The organism is Mycobacterium uberis (assembly GCF_003408705.1).
GTDB lineage: Bacteria > Actinomycetota > Actinomycetes > Mycobacteriales > Mycobacteriaceae > Mycobacterium > Mycobacterium uberis.
In genome coordinates this window covers 41,960-55,509 of record NZ_QAYL01000008.1, presented here as the reverse complement: position 1 = coordinate 55,509, position 13,550 = coordinate 41,960, and the positions used below count along the sequence as shown (strand labels likewise).

Below are 13,550 nucleotides of genomic sequence, written 5' to 3'. Positions count from 1 at the left end.
CGGTTTGCGAGGAATGTCTTGAACATAGCCGAGAGTGCCTGTAACGGAGCGGTGTTGCTGTTCGGTGATAACCAGACTCAGCAACGATGGAACGCCCTGGCCACGCTGTCTACTCACCGGGCTGCCTACCCAGACGATATTGACGCGGTAGACGCGGCAATCGGACCGTACCGGCGACTAATCGTCGTTGGTGGTGACGCCGACCTTGCGGCGGTGCTAAGCCGGCTGTTGCGCGTCAACCGACTCGACATTGAGGTAGCTTACGTTCCACGCCAACGCACGGCAGCAACCCGGATCTATCGCCTTCCGACCGGACGCCTAGCAGCGCGACGCGCTTGGCGTGGTTCTGCCACGCGAGTGCCCTTGATCCGCGACGAGACCGGGTCGGTAATCGTGGGAAGGGCTGATTGGCTACCTGTCGACGACCAGCGGCCGCTGCACGGTGAGGCAGTCGTTGATGACATCCCGCTGTTCAACGGCGATGTCGCAGGCGTGCACATCACACCGACACTGGCTATGCCCGGCTTGCGGGCTCGGTTGCGTGGCCCCCGAACCGGCATCAACAGTTGGCACCGGTGGTTCAGCGGCCGCGCGGTGCAGCTAGGCAGTACCGGTGTCGCGGTGGTCCGGGACGGTGTTGCGGCGCGCCGTCCGGCGCGCCGATCGACGTTCTACCGTAACGTCGAAGGTTGGTTGCTAATCCGATAATTTCGGCTAGTGAATTCTCCCGCTCTGCACAAACCAGATGCGACCTAGCCCGATCTCTATGGCCCTGCTAGGACCAACCGCCGTCGGGACTGTGCTTACGTAGCTCGCCCGGGCGAGCGTGCAGCCATTGGCCCATGCCGGAGTATTCATCTTTATGCTTGCTGGTTGGTCAGTGTCGCTATGTCTGCACGAATTCGTGCACGCGCTGACGGCCTGGTGATTCGGCAACCACGATGTCGTAGTGCGCTGATATCTGACGCTGGACCAACAGCGCTACAGTCATCCGGCATTGTCACTGCTAGTGCCAATGTTGTTCGTCCTGCTGGGCGGGATCGGCCTGCCGAGCGCCGCCGTGTATTTGCAGACTTGGCTCATGACACCTACCCGCCGCACTCTGGTCAGCTTGGCGGGACCAACAGCCAATCTGACGTTGTCAGCGCTTATGCGAATCAGACTATGCTTCGACCCTGCACGCACAGCCCTGTGGGCCAGAGTCGTGCTCCTGAGCTTTCTTCAGATTGTGGCGGTCGTGCTGAACTTGCTGCCGACCGCGAGCCTGAACAGTTACGACGCCTGAGAACCACATCGGGGTCCTGGAATCCAGCACGCGGTGGCGCAGGCTAAGCAATACGTCGTGTTTATTCTGCTGTTCCTCTTGTTGGCACCGAGCCCGACCCAGTTCCTCTTCATGGTCGTGGGCTGGCTCCTTGATTTGTCTGGTGCGCCCCACTGACTGGTAGCCATGGACAATGCGTTGAGCCGCTGACCCTAACAACACGTGCAATGTATACGTTAACGTAATAGGCGTTGGACATAGTCACACTCATGTCGAAGCCAACGTATCTCGGATGATCCTCCGCATGATTTTTGTTGCCGCAGTGATCCTGGTAGCGTTCTTTCTTTCGTAACTGAATACCACGTTGCTGATTAACTCAATCGCGCTGCCCACCGATGCAGGACACATGCTCACCAACGTGGTTGCCATATTCATGGGGCTGACCGCGATGGTGGTCCAGCGTGACAGCTCGTCACTGGCCCGAGATATTGACCGTGGTGGCCAACACCACGCTGCTGATCTGAATCGCGACATTCATCCTCTACGAGGCGGTCAACAACTCAAAGAAGCCCCGTCCATTTCCAGCGTGTCAATAGTGATGATACTGGCCGCCTTGGCCGGCCAGTATCATGGTAGCGCTGTTGCTGCGTTCACACTCGGAGAACAGCCCGGCAGTTAAGGGTAGCCTACATGGAGGTGGTCGCGGACTGGATCACTCGACCGTCCAGAACAAGTGCCCCGACGGCATCGGTGACTGTTCGGCAACCTTCTAGAGTCCGAACTCATTGCGGGCCGCGGGATCGCAATCGTCAAGCAGATCCAGACAGCGTCCGTATTCGTCAGTCTCCCCGATGGTGTCAGCGGCCCGCGCTAGCGCCGCCACGCAGCGCAGAAAGCCGCGGTTCGGCTGGTGCGAATACGGCACCGGGCCAAACCCTTTCCAGCCATTCCGACGCAGCTGATCTAAACCGCGATGGTAGCCGGTGCGGGCATACGCATAAGCTGTGATGGCCTTATCGGCGGCCAGCGCTTCTTCGGCAAGTGCCGCCCAGGCCACCGACGCAGACGGATGCGAGGCGGCGACGGTGCCCGGGTCCTTGTTTGCATGCAGTTCCGCTTCGGCGTCGCTGTCACCGGGCAGCAGGATCGGATCAGGCCCCAGGAGATCACCTATAGATGTCATGGTCTCCATTCTGTCGTTCGCCCCGCCACCCGCGTGTACGGCACCTCGGCCCACGCCCCAATCCGGTGCAGGGTCGCTAAGCTCAAAATACTGACTTGATAGCGGGAGGACAGAAGCGCTCATGCCCAATGCACCCGAGCCCGACCTCAACGTCACATCAAACCGCACCGGGTTCGCTCCACGCACTGCAGATCAGGATGCCACACCCGATCAACCCGAAGCCAAGGATGACCCGGCCACGAATCCGGGTGAAGAGACAGTCGAGGGACACCTGATGACACATAGCGACTCCGAGACCGCAACGATGGTAATCACCAAACCCGAACCGGACCAAGATCCCGAGCCAAACATACAGCAGCACCAGCGCCGCTTCACCGCACCCGGTTTCGACGCCAGGGCAACCACCATCATTGCCACCGCACCGGATCCCGTGACCGAAATCATCCACCTGCCCTCGACAAGACTACCAGAACATCCCAGAATTTCCCCGAAAGTTGCTATACCGCAATCGATCCCACCCCGATCAGGTGTCAAGTTGCGGACATCGCGGCATTCCAATTGGGGCTGGATGCTGGCGCTGATCATGATAGTGTTGACGTTAGTGGCGATTGCAATTCTTGGCACTGTGCTGCTAACTCACGGTAAACACGTGAAAACATCGCTGACAGATCAAGTTCGGCACACCATCCAGAGTTTTGATGCCGCGGTACAAACCGGAGACCTGATGACGCTGCGCTCCATCACCTGCGGCACCACCCGTGACAGCTACGTGGAGTACGACGAGCACTCGTGGGACGAGACATACCGCCGAGTTTCAGCGGCCAAACAATATCCGGTAATCGCCAGCATCGATCAAATCATCGTCAATGGCCGACACGCCGAAGCAAATGTCACCACGTTCATGGCCTACGACCCGCAGGTCCGCTCGACACGCAGCCTCGACCTGGAGTTTCGCGACGATCAATGGAAAATCTGCCAGTCCCCCAGCGACTAACGCGCCAGTCCTTTGTCATCGAACGTGTGGCCAGCTTCACGTTCGAGCATGGTTCTAGCAGCTAGCTAACCGACTTTCCTGCACAACGCAGGTCTTTACAGGCCTCAATCACTCGCTTAGTCATCGACGCTTCGGCCTTCTTGAGATAGCTGCGCGGGTCGTACACCCTCTTGTTGCCCACTTCACCGTCGACCTTAAGCACGCCGTCGTAGTTGGTGAACATGTGACCAGCCACCGGGCGAGTGAACGCGTATTGGGCATCGGTGTCGACGTTCATTTTCACAACACCGTACCGCAGCGCCTTCTCGATCTCCAACTTCTCCGAACCAGAACCACCGTGGAACACGAAGTCGAACGGTTTTGAGCCCTCGGGCTGACCGAGCTTGGCTGCTGCCACCTTCTGTCCTTCGGCCAGGATGTCGGTACGCAGCTTGACGTTGCCGGGCTTGTAGACACCGTGCACATTGCCAAATGTCGCTGCCAGCAAGTACCGGCCATGTTCACCAGCGCCCAGGGCATCGATGGTCTTCGCGAAATCCTCCGAGGTAGTGTACAGTTTGTCGTTGATTTCGCCCACCACGCCGTCTTCCTCACCGCCGACCACGCCGATTTCGACCTCGAGAATAATCGAGGCGGCCGTCGCAACCTTCAGCAGCTCTTGGGCGATGGCCAGATTCTCATCAATCGGTATCGCAGAGCCATCCCACATGTGCGACCCAAACAGCGGATCCTTACCAGCCGCTACCCTTCTAGCCGAGATAGCCAACAGCGGACGCACGTAGCTGTCCAGTTTGTCTTTGGGGCAGTGGTCGGTGTGCAGTGCGACGTTGATCGGGTACTTGTCCGCAATGGTGCGGGTGAACTTCGCCAGCGCGACCGCACCGACCACCATGTCCTTCACGCCGAGCCCCGAAGCGAACTCCGCACCACCGGTAGAGAATTGAATGATGCCGTCGCTGCCAGCGTCGGCGAAGCCTTTGATGGCGGCGTTGACGGTTTCCGAAGACGTACAGTTGATAGCCGGAAAAGCATATGAGTTTCCCTTGGCTCGTCTCAACATTTCGGCGTAGATTTCCGGCGTTGCGATAGGCATAAAACTTTCCTCCTGAAAACTGAGTCTAGCCAGTATCGCAACACCTCAATGTTGGTTAGCAGCTAGCCTGCGCGGGATTTTTTTTTTGTCCACAACCAGTGGGAACAACGTGTCTCGGCCGGTATGTTGTGACGTCATGAACACCGCCGTGGTGGCCTTGCCACACATCCTCGACCCGATGTTCTGGATCGGTCCCCAGGGCCTTTTCGCGGCCGCGGTGCTGCCCACCATCCTGGTTATCATCTTCGTCGAAACCGGCTTGATGTTCCCGTTGTTACCTGGCGAATCACTGCTGTTTACCGGAGGCCTGCTAGCCGCTAAGGGGACCCTCGATATCTGGGTGCTGACCCTTTCCGTAGCGGTGGTCGCGGTGTTGGGAGATCAGACCGGATATTTCATCGGCCGCCACATCGGCCCTGCACTGTTTAAGAAGGAAGACTCACGCTGCTTCAAGCAGCACTACGTGACCGGATCGCACACCTTCTTCGAGAAGTACGGGCCGTGGGCTATCATACTGGCCCGTTTCCTGCCGTTTGTGCGGACGTTCACCCCGGTTATCGCCGGCGTGTCCTATATGCGCTATCCGTTGTATCTGGGTTTCGACATCGTGGGCGGCGTGCTCTGGGGTGGTGGCGTGGCGGTTGTCGGCTACTTCCTGGGCAATGTGGGGTTCATCCACCAGAATTTGGAGAAAATCATCCTGGGCATTCTATCTGCCTCGCTGCTGCCGGCACTGATCGCGGCCTGGCGCGCCTATCGGTCGCGGCACCTAACAGCCAGAATCGAACCCACTTTATCTGACTGGCGCCGCATAGTTAGGTGACGCTACAGGCGGCCTCCATCAACATCCACCCGGACAGCTGCACTGACAAATCCCGCTCAGCGACCTCGGAGCTTTGCACGGCACCACCGACGAGCCGTACCTGTTCGCCTTCCGCCGTGGGTAACTGCGTCTCACGGTCCCAAAACGGTCCAAACACGGGCAGTCCGTTCACAAATTGCCGATAGTCCCACGCCGACTTCGCTGACGATAGCACTAACGTGCGGGCGGTCTGGCGGGCCGCGACGTCTTCGGGCAGGTCACCCGGCAGTGTGGTGGCAACCAGTGCGAGATATCGCGCGGTAATGCCGGCGAACAAACCACCATCCCCGCCACCGGCGCCACGTAACACCCCGGACGGCGCCATGTGCGTATTGACGGCCGCGACCATACGATGCACCCGTGCCGCGTGTCGGGCCGCGGCGGTCGGATCGGTGCGTACCGCCAACTCAGTTTCGAGCCCCAGCACCACGCCCTGGCAGTAAGTGTACTGCACACGAACCAGCGAGCCAGCCTTGATGCCATCAAACACCAGGTGCGTCTCCGGGTCAATCAGAGTGCGATCAATCCAGTCAGCCATCTGTTCGGCCCGCCGCAGCCGGTCTCCGTAGCGGGCCAAGAATATTCCCGCTGGCCCGTTGGCGGGTGTGTTAAAAAACTGGTCTTGCTTGCGCCACGGGATGCCGCCGCCGTCTTCCGGCACCCACGCTTTGACGAGCTGGTCGTTGAGTTTGGGCAATGCGCGCCGACGTTGGACGCCGGCTACCCGGGCGGCACGTTCCAGTGCCAACGCCAGCCACGCCATGTCGTCGTAATAATTGTTGGTCCACGACCTGTTGTTGCGTAGCCAGTGTGACCTGACCTGCCGATCGATCTTGACGCACCGAGCCGGCTGCGGGTCGCGCAACTGCGCATCGACCAGACAATCCAACAGCTGTGCTTGCCACCAGTAGTGCCAGGTAGTGAAGAGTCGGTCCCGCCAATGAGGTGGCCATGATACCACCCCCAGCTGTGTTCCCGGCAACGCCCAGAGCCTTTTCAGGTGCCGGTGTGTGACGGCGGCTTCGGCGGTAGCTGCACGGCTCACCCATACCTGATCCATACCTACAGATCCCCGCAGTCTGCTAGTGCTATATTGATAACCTAAAACACTGGAACCGATCTCACCGGTAATGACCTGGCCGGAGTCCGGGTTCCTCATGTAGCTGCACCGGGACATCTGGCTCATAGCTTCGGGATTCTCCCAGAATAGGGCGGGATGACTGCCGGGATTGACTTGGCTTAAGCATTGACCCATTTACCCGTGGGGCATCAATATTATTGCTCGCCGAACTGTGCGGTCTGACAGCATTTTCAGCATTCACGCCCTTTTAGGGCCTGGGCAACCAACATCAACTCGTCGCCAAGAGGTGACATGATCTACTAGCGTAGTATATCGGGTACCGCCTACACCTTCGACGGTCTGGTTGACATGACGGTGAAAGCAACACCGTTGCGCTTTGGTGACCAACTCGCCGACCGTGACGCTGAACGTGCCGCGGCCTGCATGAGTACTCGCTGTACATACTCCTGAAGACGTTTCTCACCGAGGTACTAGCGCCCTACGAAACTAGACGAGATCACCCGGCTCATCCTCAATACTCATGGCCGCGACACATTTAGCCCGATCGCCGACTTAACCGTAGGTGGTCTTTATAACTATGTTGTTGGATGCCGCAACGCTTGACGACAGCACGTCCCGGATCGTCGCGATTGCCATCAGTCTCACTCCAGAAATGACCTCTGCAATATCGCAGCTGATGCGTAAACAGAACTTAATCCCGGTTGCCGGCGCCGCAACTGCGACCCCGGCCTTCCACACTACCATCGGATTGCCGGGCCGGCTCGCCACTCAACTGTAGCTTAACCACCCAACCGATGATCCGCGCGGAATTGCCGCTGGGACGCTCAATGGTCTGCTCATGGGGTGTGGCAACGTTTCAACATCCCGATCCAGTCGTGCGTGCGGTTCCACACGAAAACCATCCTGGGATTGGCCCACCAGGATGTGCCGCAAAACTCATATTCTAGTCAGTTGCAGGCATCAAAGACACCAACACCAGTTTACGGATCTACGCCAGCCGTATCTGTGTCTCGAACATCTACCCACCCGAACGGGCTTGCCTGCTATTCAGCTTGAGTCATCATTGTAGCATTGGCGGCCGATGCTCGTAAACTAGGTCGCTCGGGGGTCGTCTTAAAAACACCTATCACATTGAACTGAACCAGATCTGCTAACCAATTTAGAGACCAGAAACCAAAGCCATTTCCGGCAGCCACAATAAGTCCCCACAAGGCACAGCTGACGATCAACCTCAACACCCAGCCCGCTCGACGAACGCATCAAGTTGCGGTAAGCACTTCAGGGAACACCATACTCAGTTGCGGGGTTCACTAGTCGTCTCGACGAGAACTCCCGCCCTAGTAAGCTTGGGTTGAGGTAGTGGTGAGCATTGGTGGATTCGATGTCCAGCTCCTGCGACAGTAATGCAACGTTGACAACAGGGCGGGAGGCTAACAAATTGGCGACAATACCGCGACAGTCGGCTACCAGCTGACTACCCATTCGCAATAGCCAGGACACTAGCCCGAGAATCACTCGACAATTGGCGCAACGTCACCATCACCGTAGGGCGAAGTACGCGTCTGTATCGGCCAGCAGCTCGGCCGAGACCGGCATCGTCACCCGGCGGGTCAGGCCTTTGTTGCACAACATGGCTTGTGCCAATGCGCGGCCCGTGCTTTCGTTCCCGTTGGTTCAGGGGTGCATGGTCTCGAACTGCGCACGAGCCACCATGGCTTGTTGCAGCGCAAGAACATCGGCGCGCTGGACGCAGGCGATCAGTGTAGTCAATCGCGCCGGAGACCGGTTTGTGGCGTAGGCTGACAAATACCGTACCAATTAGGGATAGAGCCACCGCCGATCCACACTGGCTCGGTACGGAATCCGCCTAGCGGATGACGTAGCTTATTAACCGTCAATGCGCGGTGCATCTCCAGGATGGCGTCGGCGTCAACAGTGCCGGACAGGATGATCGCTACTTGCAGCGCAGCGATGTGTTTGGCCTTGCCACCGAGCAGCTCGGCCTCGGCGATAGCGCGGGCTGATGCGGTTAGATTCTCGATTTGCGTACTGGCGGCTGACTCCAACCGCAGCAACATAGCGGCAAACGGTGCGATTTCGCCTTCGAGCTCGGCGTCAAAACGTGTGCTCTTGTGGCTGGCGGATTTAGCTTTTACAAATACCGACGGCGGCAAATCCAGGACTAAGTCAGCAATGTTAGCCCGCACAGCGGGGTGGTAGGTCGTACTTCGACAGCGTCACGCCCGCGTATCGTACCTCCTACGGTTCCCAACGAATGTTCTCATAGACAGAGAGGGCGGAGTGAAGTTATTGCCACATTTTAGAATCGCTTATATCATTAAATGAAGTTTAATGTCGGTTGACTTCACTGACAGCTCTGATCGTGACATCCACTAAGATGCCGCACAGGCAGTCTATGACCTACACCATCGACGGTAGATCATCGGATCAAATATGGCTGGTTACTACGACATTGGCACTATATTACTTGTGATCCATTTGTGCAACAATCACACTAATAGTTGGATAATGCAACGGCGCCTTGTTGAGAACAGTCAGATCAAGTTTATATTGCGCCTTCCGGATGACCAATCGCCAATCGTCCTTCGGGGCCGAGGTAATCAATGTATGCGCTTACAAAATCTCTCTCACGTAAGACAGCTATGGTGTTAGTAACAGGCTGTCCCAAACTGGTATGTGGAGAACGTGAACTTAGGTTTGAACTCACACACCACGCTTGCTGGTCATGGTACCAAGCGGGTGCGTGGTCGAGCGTTGCCAGGCTTGCTTGGTAGTAAATTGCGGCACTGAGTACGCGGCAATCATCTAAGGCTCAGCCCGCTACTCGCACGCAGTTCAATAAAGGCCCTATTAGCTCGCCTTCGTCGTGCGGTGCGACGACCACACCGGCGGCACGTATACCGTCACACAATCGACGCTTCCCATCCTATGTCCCAATGTAGGATCGTCGACCAAAACTTCCGCCAGGCAATAACATCTAGACTGAGCACATCCGCTAGCAAGATTGCCGTAGCCGCTTCATGACGCGGGTCGACGAGAGTGTAGATACACGATCAGGACGCTCACGTCCGGATCGATTACACTGGAAAATTCGCCCAAAGCCCAACAAGATAGTCAGGCCCAAACGGGTTGACTTGACAGCCATTGCTTGTCGACACGGCAGCACCATAGCCCCCCTCATCTTTCGTGCGCTCAGGGATACTAACATCCTCTCGATCAGGCGCCGTAGCAGCTTCAATTAGGGTTCACCGGGCTGTAGTTTAATCACTTAGTCTAACACGCGCTACTTGCGGATTTTCAGTCGTCTGATACGAAGTTTAATTATTGACATTAACCAACAATATGCACCGCGCTATTAACTAAGTGTACCACTTTCAAACACAGTGGTACACTTAGTAGTATAGGTGCTTTGACTTGATGCTGGCCGAGGATTAAAATGTCGGTGCTTATCCTTCTCCCACGGTGTCGGTTACCTAAATCGTCAGCAGAATTCTTAGGTTGCCAACCTTTAATCACTTGTGTTACCAATGGTTTCATTGGTTTCAAACGGCAGTTTTTTATCGGTGTCTTCCGATAGTTTGGTGTTGTGAGTTGAGTTCATTGTGGTGTCGTGGATAGGAAGGTGATCACGGCTGCGTTGGATACGTTGGATACCACGGTACGGGGTAGCGTGGCGGCAGGTTCTTGCATGCGATTGCCGAGTGGACGCGGATCAGCCGTACCGAAGTCTCCCCAACGCATCCGTGATGCCACCGATCTTGGTGAACGGCACGTGATTCACCAGCAAACCATTACCGCCACAGTTAGCGGCCACCACAGCAGCCCAGCGTGCCGAACGACTCGGTGCCGACCAGATCTCGCGGTGATCCACCGGTTCTGCCACCAACTACCCGGCTGGATCGATGCGGCCATCCGTGAACGCGCCAAGGCTGATCCGGCCAAGCAAGACACCCAATACCGGTCCGAACACCTGGCCGGGTTAGCCGATCGTCTCGCCGACTGCCTCAACCCCGACAGGCATCTACACCGACCATGAATCGGGCCCGCCGACGCAGACTAGCCCTAAGCAAAAAGCCGACGGCATGTCGGCGCTACACACCTAGCTGACCCCTGAGGCCCGCACCATACTGAAGGACATGTTAGCCAAACTGGCCGCTCCCGGGATATGTAACCCCACCGATAACACCGCCAAACGCTAACTCAGCAGTGATATTTATCGGCTGCTACAGCAGCAGAGCGATTTGTCGCGGCTGCAGCGGGGCTAGCTCGAGCAGTCCAGGGCCATTGTTACGCACACTATTGACCAGCGTCGACACCGGGCGCACGTCGATGTCGTGCACATCTGGCGATCGCGCCAAAAGTTCGGAATCCAGTTGATCAACAAAGAGCCTTTGGTGTACAGGTCACCGCCGAAGCTTGCTTTGATCCACGGCGGAACCAATCCCCAAAGCATGAAACGTGCCCAGCGAGTCGGCTCGTCGTCGGGCTCGCTATGGCGGGACACCACCGTGGCGATAGTTGCCGCGGGAGCCACATTGTAGTTGGGAACGACTGTAATGGCATCGGTGGTTGCTTCATCAATCACTTTGATTTTCTCGGCCAGCAAAGCTGGATCCGCGGTGACCACAAACTGCCCGGACACGCCTACCATAGTGCCCGGTACCCGCAACGCTCGCCTACACGGCAGGATGTAGTGGATGAATATCGAACCTTGGACGGCCCCCTTTGCGTCGACACCGGTGCATGCGACCTTGACCATTCCGGGCTCCAAATCGCAGACCAACCGAGCACTGGTGTTGGCGGCGCTGGCGGCCGCACAGGGCCAGGGTACCTCGACCATCAGCGGCGCACTACGCAGCCGGGATACCGATCTGATGACTTCAGCGTTACGGACGCTGGGTCTACACGTCGACGAAGCAGGCTCCACCTTGACGGTCAGCGGCCAAATTGCCCCCGGCACAGGCACCCGCGTGAATTGCGGCCTGGCCGGCACGGTATTGCGTTTTGTCCCGCCGCTGGCGGCGTTGAGCGCCGACCCGGTCACCTTCGACGGCGACGAACAAGCCCGGACCCGGCCGATCGCACCGCTGCTGGATGCGTTGCGTTGTCTAGGTGTCCGGATCGATGGCGCCGGTTTGCCTTTCCGGGTGCAGGGCAGCGGGTCAGTCGCCGGTGGCACCGTAGCCATTGACGCGTCAGCATCCTCGCAGTTCATCTCCAGCCTGCTATTGTGCGCGGCGTCGTTCACCCAAGGGCTGACCGTGCAGCACATCGGTTTGACGTTACCGTCGACGCCGCATATCACGATGACGGTAATGATGCTGCGGCAAGCCGGTGTCAAGGTCGACGACTCGGTCAGCAACCGTTGGCAGGTGCAGCCCGGCACGGTCGCGGCCCGGCATTGGATCGTCGAGCCCGATCTCACGAACGCTGTTACTTTTCTGGCAGCGGCGGTGGTCAGTGGTGGAACAGTGCGCATCACGGGCTGGCCGGCAACTAGTGTGCAGCCCATCGGCAATATCCTGAACATATTGAGCCAAGTCAATGCCATTGTTACCCATAGCGATTCGTTGCTCAAGGTGCAAGGGTCGACGGCGTACGATGGCTTCAACGTTGATTTGCGCGCCGTTGGCGAACTCACCCCGTCGGTTGCGGCACTAGCGGCGCTGGCAACCCCAGGATCGGTGTCGCGACTATGCGGCATTGCCCACCTGCGCGGACACGAAACCGACCGACTCGCCGCGCTAAGCACCGAGATCAACCGCCTGGGCGGTGACTGTCAGGAAACGCCCGACGGCCTGGTGATCACCGCGACACCGCTGCGGCCTGGTGTCTGGCGAGCGTATGCCGATCACCGGATGGCGATGGCCGGCGCGATTGTCGGGCTACGGGTGGCCGGAGTCGAAATTGACGACATCGATGCCACCAGCAAGACGCTGCCGCAGTTCTCACAGCTGTGGACGGATATGCTCACGAGGTCGACCGATTGAGGCCTGGTGACTACGACGAGTCCGATGTCAAGGTCCGTTCCGGCCGAGGCTCACGACCGCGGACCAAGACCCGTCCCGAACACGCCGATGCCGAGACCGCCATGGTGGTCAGCGTGGACCGCGGCCGCTGGGGCTGCGTGCTAGGCGGCTGTCCCGATCGACGGATCACAGCCATACGGGCACGCTATCTGGGACGCACCCCAATCATCGTCGGCGACGATGTCGACGTCGTCGGCGATCTGTCCGGCCGACCCGACACCTTAGCCCGCATTGTGCGGCGCTTGCAGCGCCGAACAGTGTTGCGGCGCACCGTCGATGACACCGACACCAGTGAACGAATGGTGGTCGCCAACGCCGATCAACTGCTGATCGTGGTGGCGTTGGCGGACCCGCCACCACGCACCGGCCTAGTCGACCGGGCACTGATCGCCGCCTACGCTAGCGGGTTGGCACCGATCCTGTGCCTGACCAAGACCGACCTTGCCCCGCTGGAGCCATTTGTGACACAGTTCGTCGATCTGGACTTGACGGTGGTCACCGCAGGTGTCGACGATCCGTTGCTCGCAGTGGCGGACTTGCTAACCGGCAAGACCACCGTGCTACTCGGACATTCCGGAGTCGGCAAGTCGACCCTGGTGAATAGGCTTGTTCCCGCAGCGGATCGGCCGGTGGGCGGGGTCACCGACATCGGCCGTGGGCGACACACCTCAACTCAGTCGGTCGCGCTACCCCTGGAAAGTTCCGGCTGGGTAATCGACACCCCGGGAATCCGTTCGTTCGGGCTAGCCCACATCCAGCCCGACGACGTGGTGTTGGCCTTCTCGGATCTTGCTGAAACAATCAAAGACTGCCCACGCAGCTGCGGACATATGGGGCCGTCTGCCGACCCCGAATGCGCACTGGACAATATGTCCGGGCCCGCAGTCCGTCGCGTGGCCGCCGTCAGACGGCTACTGGCGATACTCAGGAAGACCTGGCGGGCTGCCGAGCGCGCGTGTCTGTACAACAACACGCCGTAAAGAACGTGTATTTGCGCGCCCCTCGCGGCCCAGATGGGTCAAC

13 protein-coding genes and 2 pseudogenes are annotated in these 13,550 nt (G+C 58.5%); 9 read left to right on the top strand and 6 right to left on the bottom strand.

Features of this window, described 5'->3' with window-relative positions:
• Positions 1-18: 18 nt before the first annotated feature.
• The 3 genes and pseudogenes from MUBE_RS06805 to MUBE_RS06795 all read left to right on the top strand — a co-directional run bounded on the left by MUBE_RS06805 (position 19) and on the right by MUBE_RS06795 (position 1,943).
• On the top strand, positions 19-708 hold the full coding sequence (locus MUBE_RS06805; RefSeq protein WP_116539958.1) for a peptidase M50: 690 nt from the start codon (positions 19-21) through the stop codon (positions 706-708).
• Between the two features lie 37 nt (positions 709-745).
• Positions 746-1,441: pseudogene (locus tag MUBE_RS06800) on the top strand (zinc metalloprotease).
• 187 nt (positions 1,442-1,628) lie between these two features.
• The gene (locus MUBE_RS06795; protein WP_116539957.1) at positions 1,629-1,943 is read left to right on the top strand and encodes a hypothetical protein; all 315 of its coding nucleotides are present in this window, start codon (positions 1,629-1,631) and stop codon (positions 1,941-1,943) included.
• A gap of 90 nt (positions 1,944-2,033) precedes the next feature.
• Here the strand turns inward: MUBE_RS06795 and MUBE_RS06790 are convergent, their stop codons facing one another.
• Positions 2,034-2,447, bottom strand: coding sequence for a DUF3151 domain-containing protein (locus tag MUBE_RS06790; RefSeq protein ID WP_116540012.1), 414 nt, complete (start codon positions 2,445-2,447; stop codon positions 2,034-2,036).
• 121 nt (positions 2,448-2,568) lie between these two features.
• On the opposite strand from MUBE_RS06790, the gene MUBE_RS06785 reads away from it, so the two are divergent.
• Positions 2,569-3,441 carry an Rv0361 family membrane protein gene (locus MUBE_RS06785; RefSeq protein WP_116539956.1) on the top strand — a complete coding sequence of 291 codons (873 nt, stop codon included), beginning with the start codon at positions 2,569-2,571 and terminating at the stop codon, positions 3,439-3,441.
• Between the two features lie 61 nt (positions 3,442-3,502).
• Here MUBE_RS06785 and fbaA read toward each other — a convergent pair whose 3' ends face one another.
• A complete protein-coding gene (gene fbaA / locus MUBE_RS06780; protein WP_116539955.1) occupies positions 3,503-4,534 on the bottom strand; it encodes a class II fructose-bisphosphate aldolase in 1,032 nt (343 codons plus the stop codon).
• 136 nt (positions 4,535-4,670) lie between these two features.
• Between fbaA and MUBE_RS06775 the strand changes: the two genes are divergently transcribed.
• A complete protein-coding gene (locus MUBE_RS06775; RefSeq protein ID WP_116539954.1) occupies positions 4,671-5,357 on the top strand; it encodes a DedA family protein in 687 nt (228 codons plus the stop codon).
• Here the strand turns inward: MUBE_RS06775 and MUBE_RS06770 are convergent.
• Positions 5,350-6,456 carry a glycoside hydrolase family 76 protein gene (locus MUBE_RS06770; RefSeq protein WP_116539953.1) on the bottom strand — a complete coding sequence of 369 codons (1,107 nt, stop codon included), beginning with the start codon at positions 6,454-6,456 and terminating at the stop codon, positions 5,350-5,352. The two genes, MUBE_RS06775 and MUBE_RS06770, sit on opposite strands and share 8 nt — an antisense overlap.
• Before the next feature lie 583 nt (positions 6,457-7,039).
• Between MUBE_RS06770 and eutB the strand changes: the two genes are divergently transcribed.
• Positions 7,040-7,255 (top strand): ethanolamine ammonia-lyase subunit EutB, encoded by a 216-nt coding sequence (eutB, locus tag MUBE_RS17600; RefSeq protein ID WP_243632906.1) that lies wholly within the window; start codon positions 7,040-7,042, stop codon positions 7,253-7,255.
• 988 nt (positions 7,256-8,243) lie between these two features.
• On the opposite strand, the gene MUBE_RS06760 is transcribed toward eutB, so the two are convergent.
• On the bottom strand, positions 8,244-8,684 hold the full coding sequence (locus MUBE_RS06760; protein WP_116539952.1) for a hypothetical protein: 441 nt from the start codon (positions 8,682-8,684) through the stop codon (positions 8,244-8,246).
• A gap of 1,526 nt (positions 8,685-10,210) precedes the next feature.
• Positions 10,211-10,381: a hypothetical protein gene (locus tag MUBE_RS15680; protein ID WP_165849657.1), complete on the bottom strand. Its 171-nt coding sequence runs from the start codon at positions 10,379-10,381 to the stop codon at positions 10,211-10,213.
• On the opposite strand from MUBE_RS15680, the gene MUBE_RS20090 reads away from it, so the two are divergent.
• Complete coding sequence (locus MUBE_RS20090; protein ID WP_165849658.1) at positions 10,361-10,534, top strand: DUF222 domain-containing protein; 174 nt, start codon at positions 10,361-10,363, stop codon at positions 10,532-10,534. The two genes, MUBE_RS15680 and MUBE_RS20090, sit on opposite strands and share 21 nt — an antisense overlap.
• Before the next feature lie 336 nt (positions 10,535-10,870).
• On the opposite strand, the pseudogene MUBE_RS20085 reads toward MUBE_RS20090, so the two are convergent.
• Positions 10,871-11,140, bottom strand: a pseudogene (locus tag MUBE_RS20085) (SOS response-associated peptidase family protein); the annotation flags it as partial.
• 61 nt (positions 11,141-11,201) lie between these two features.
• Here MUBE_RS20085 and aroA point away from each other — a divergent pair.
• Entirely contained in the window at positions 11,202-12,488 is a 1,287-nt protein-coding gene (gene aroA / locus MUBE_RS06745; protein ID WP_165849752.1) for a 3-phosphoshikimate 1-carboxyvinyltransferase, read from the top strand.
• Complete coding sequence (gene rsgA / locus MUBE_RS06740; protein ID WP_116540011.1) at positions 12,485-13,507, top strand: ribosome small subunit-dependent GTPase A; 1,023 nt, start codon at positions 12,485-12,487, stop codon at positions 13,505-13,507. The genes aroA and rsgA overlap by 4 nt, the downstream gene beginning before the upstream one ends.
• The last annotated feature ends 43 nt before the right edge of the window (positions 13,508-13,550 follow it).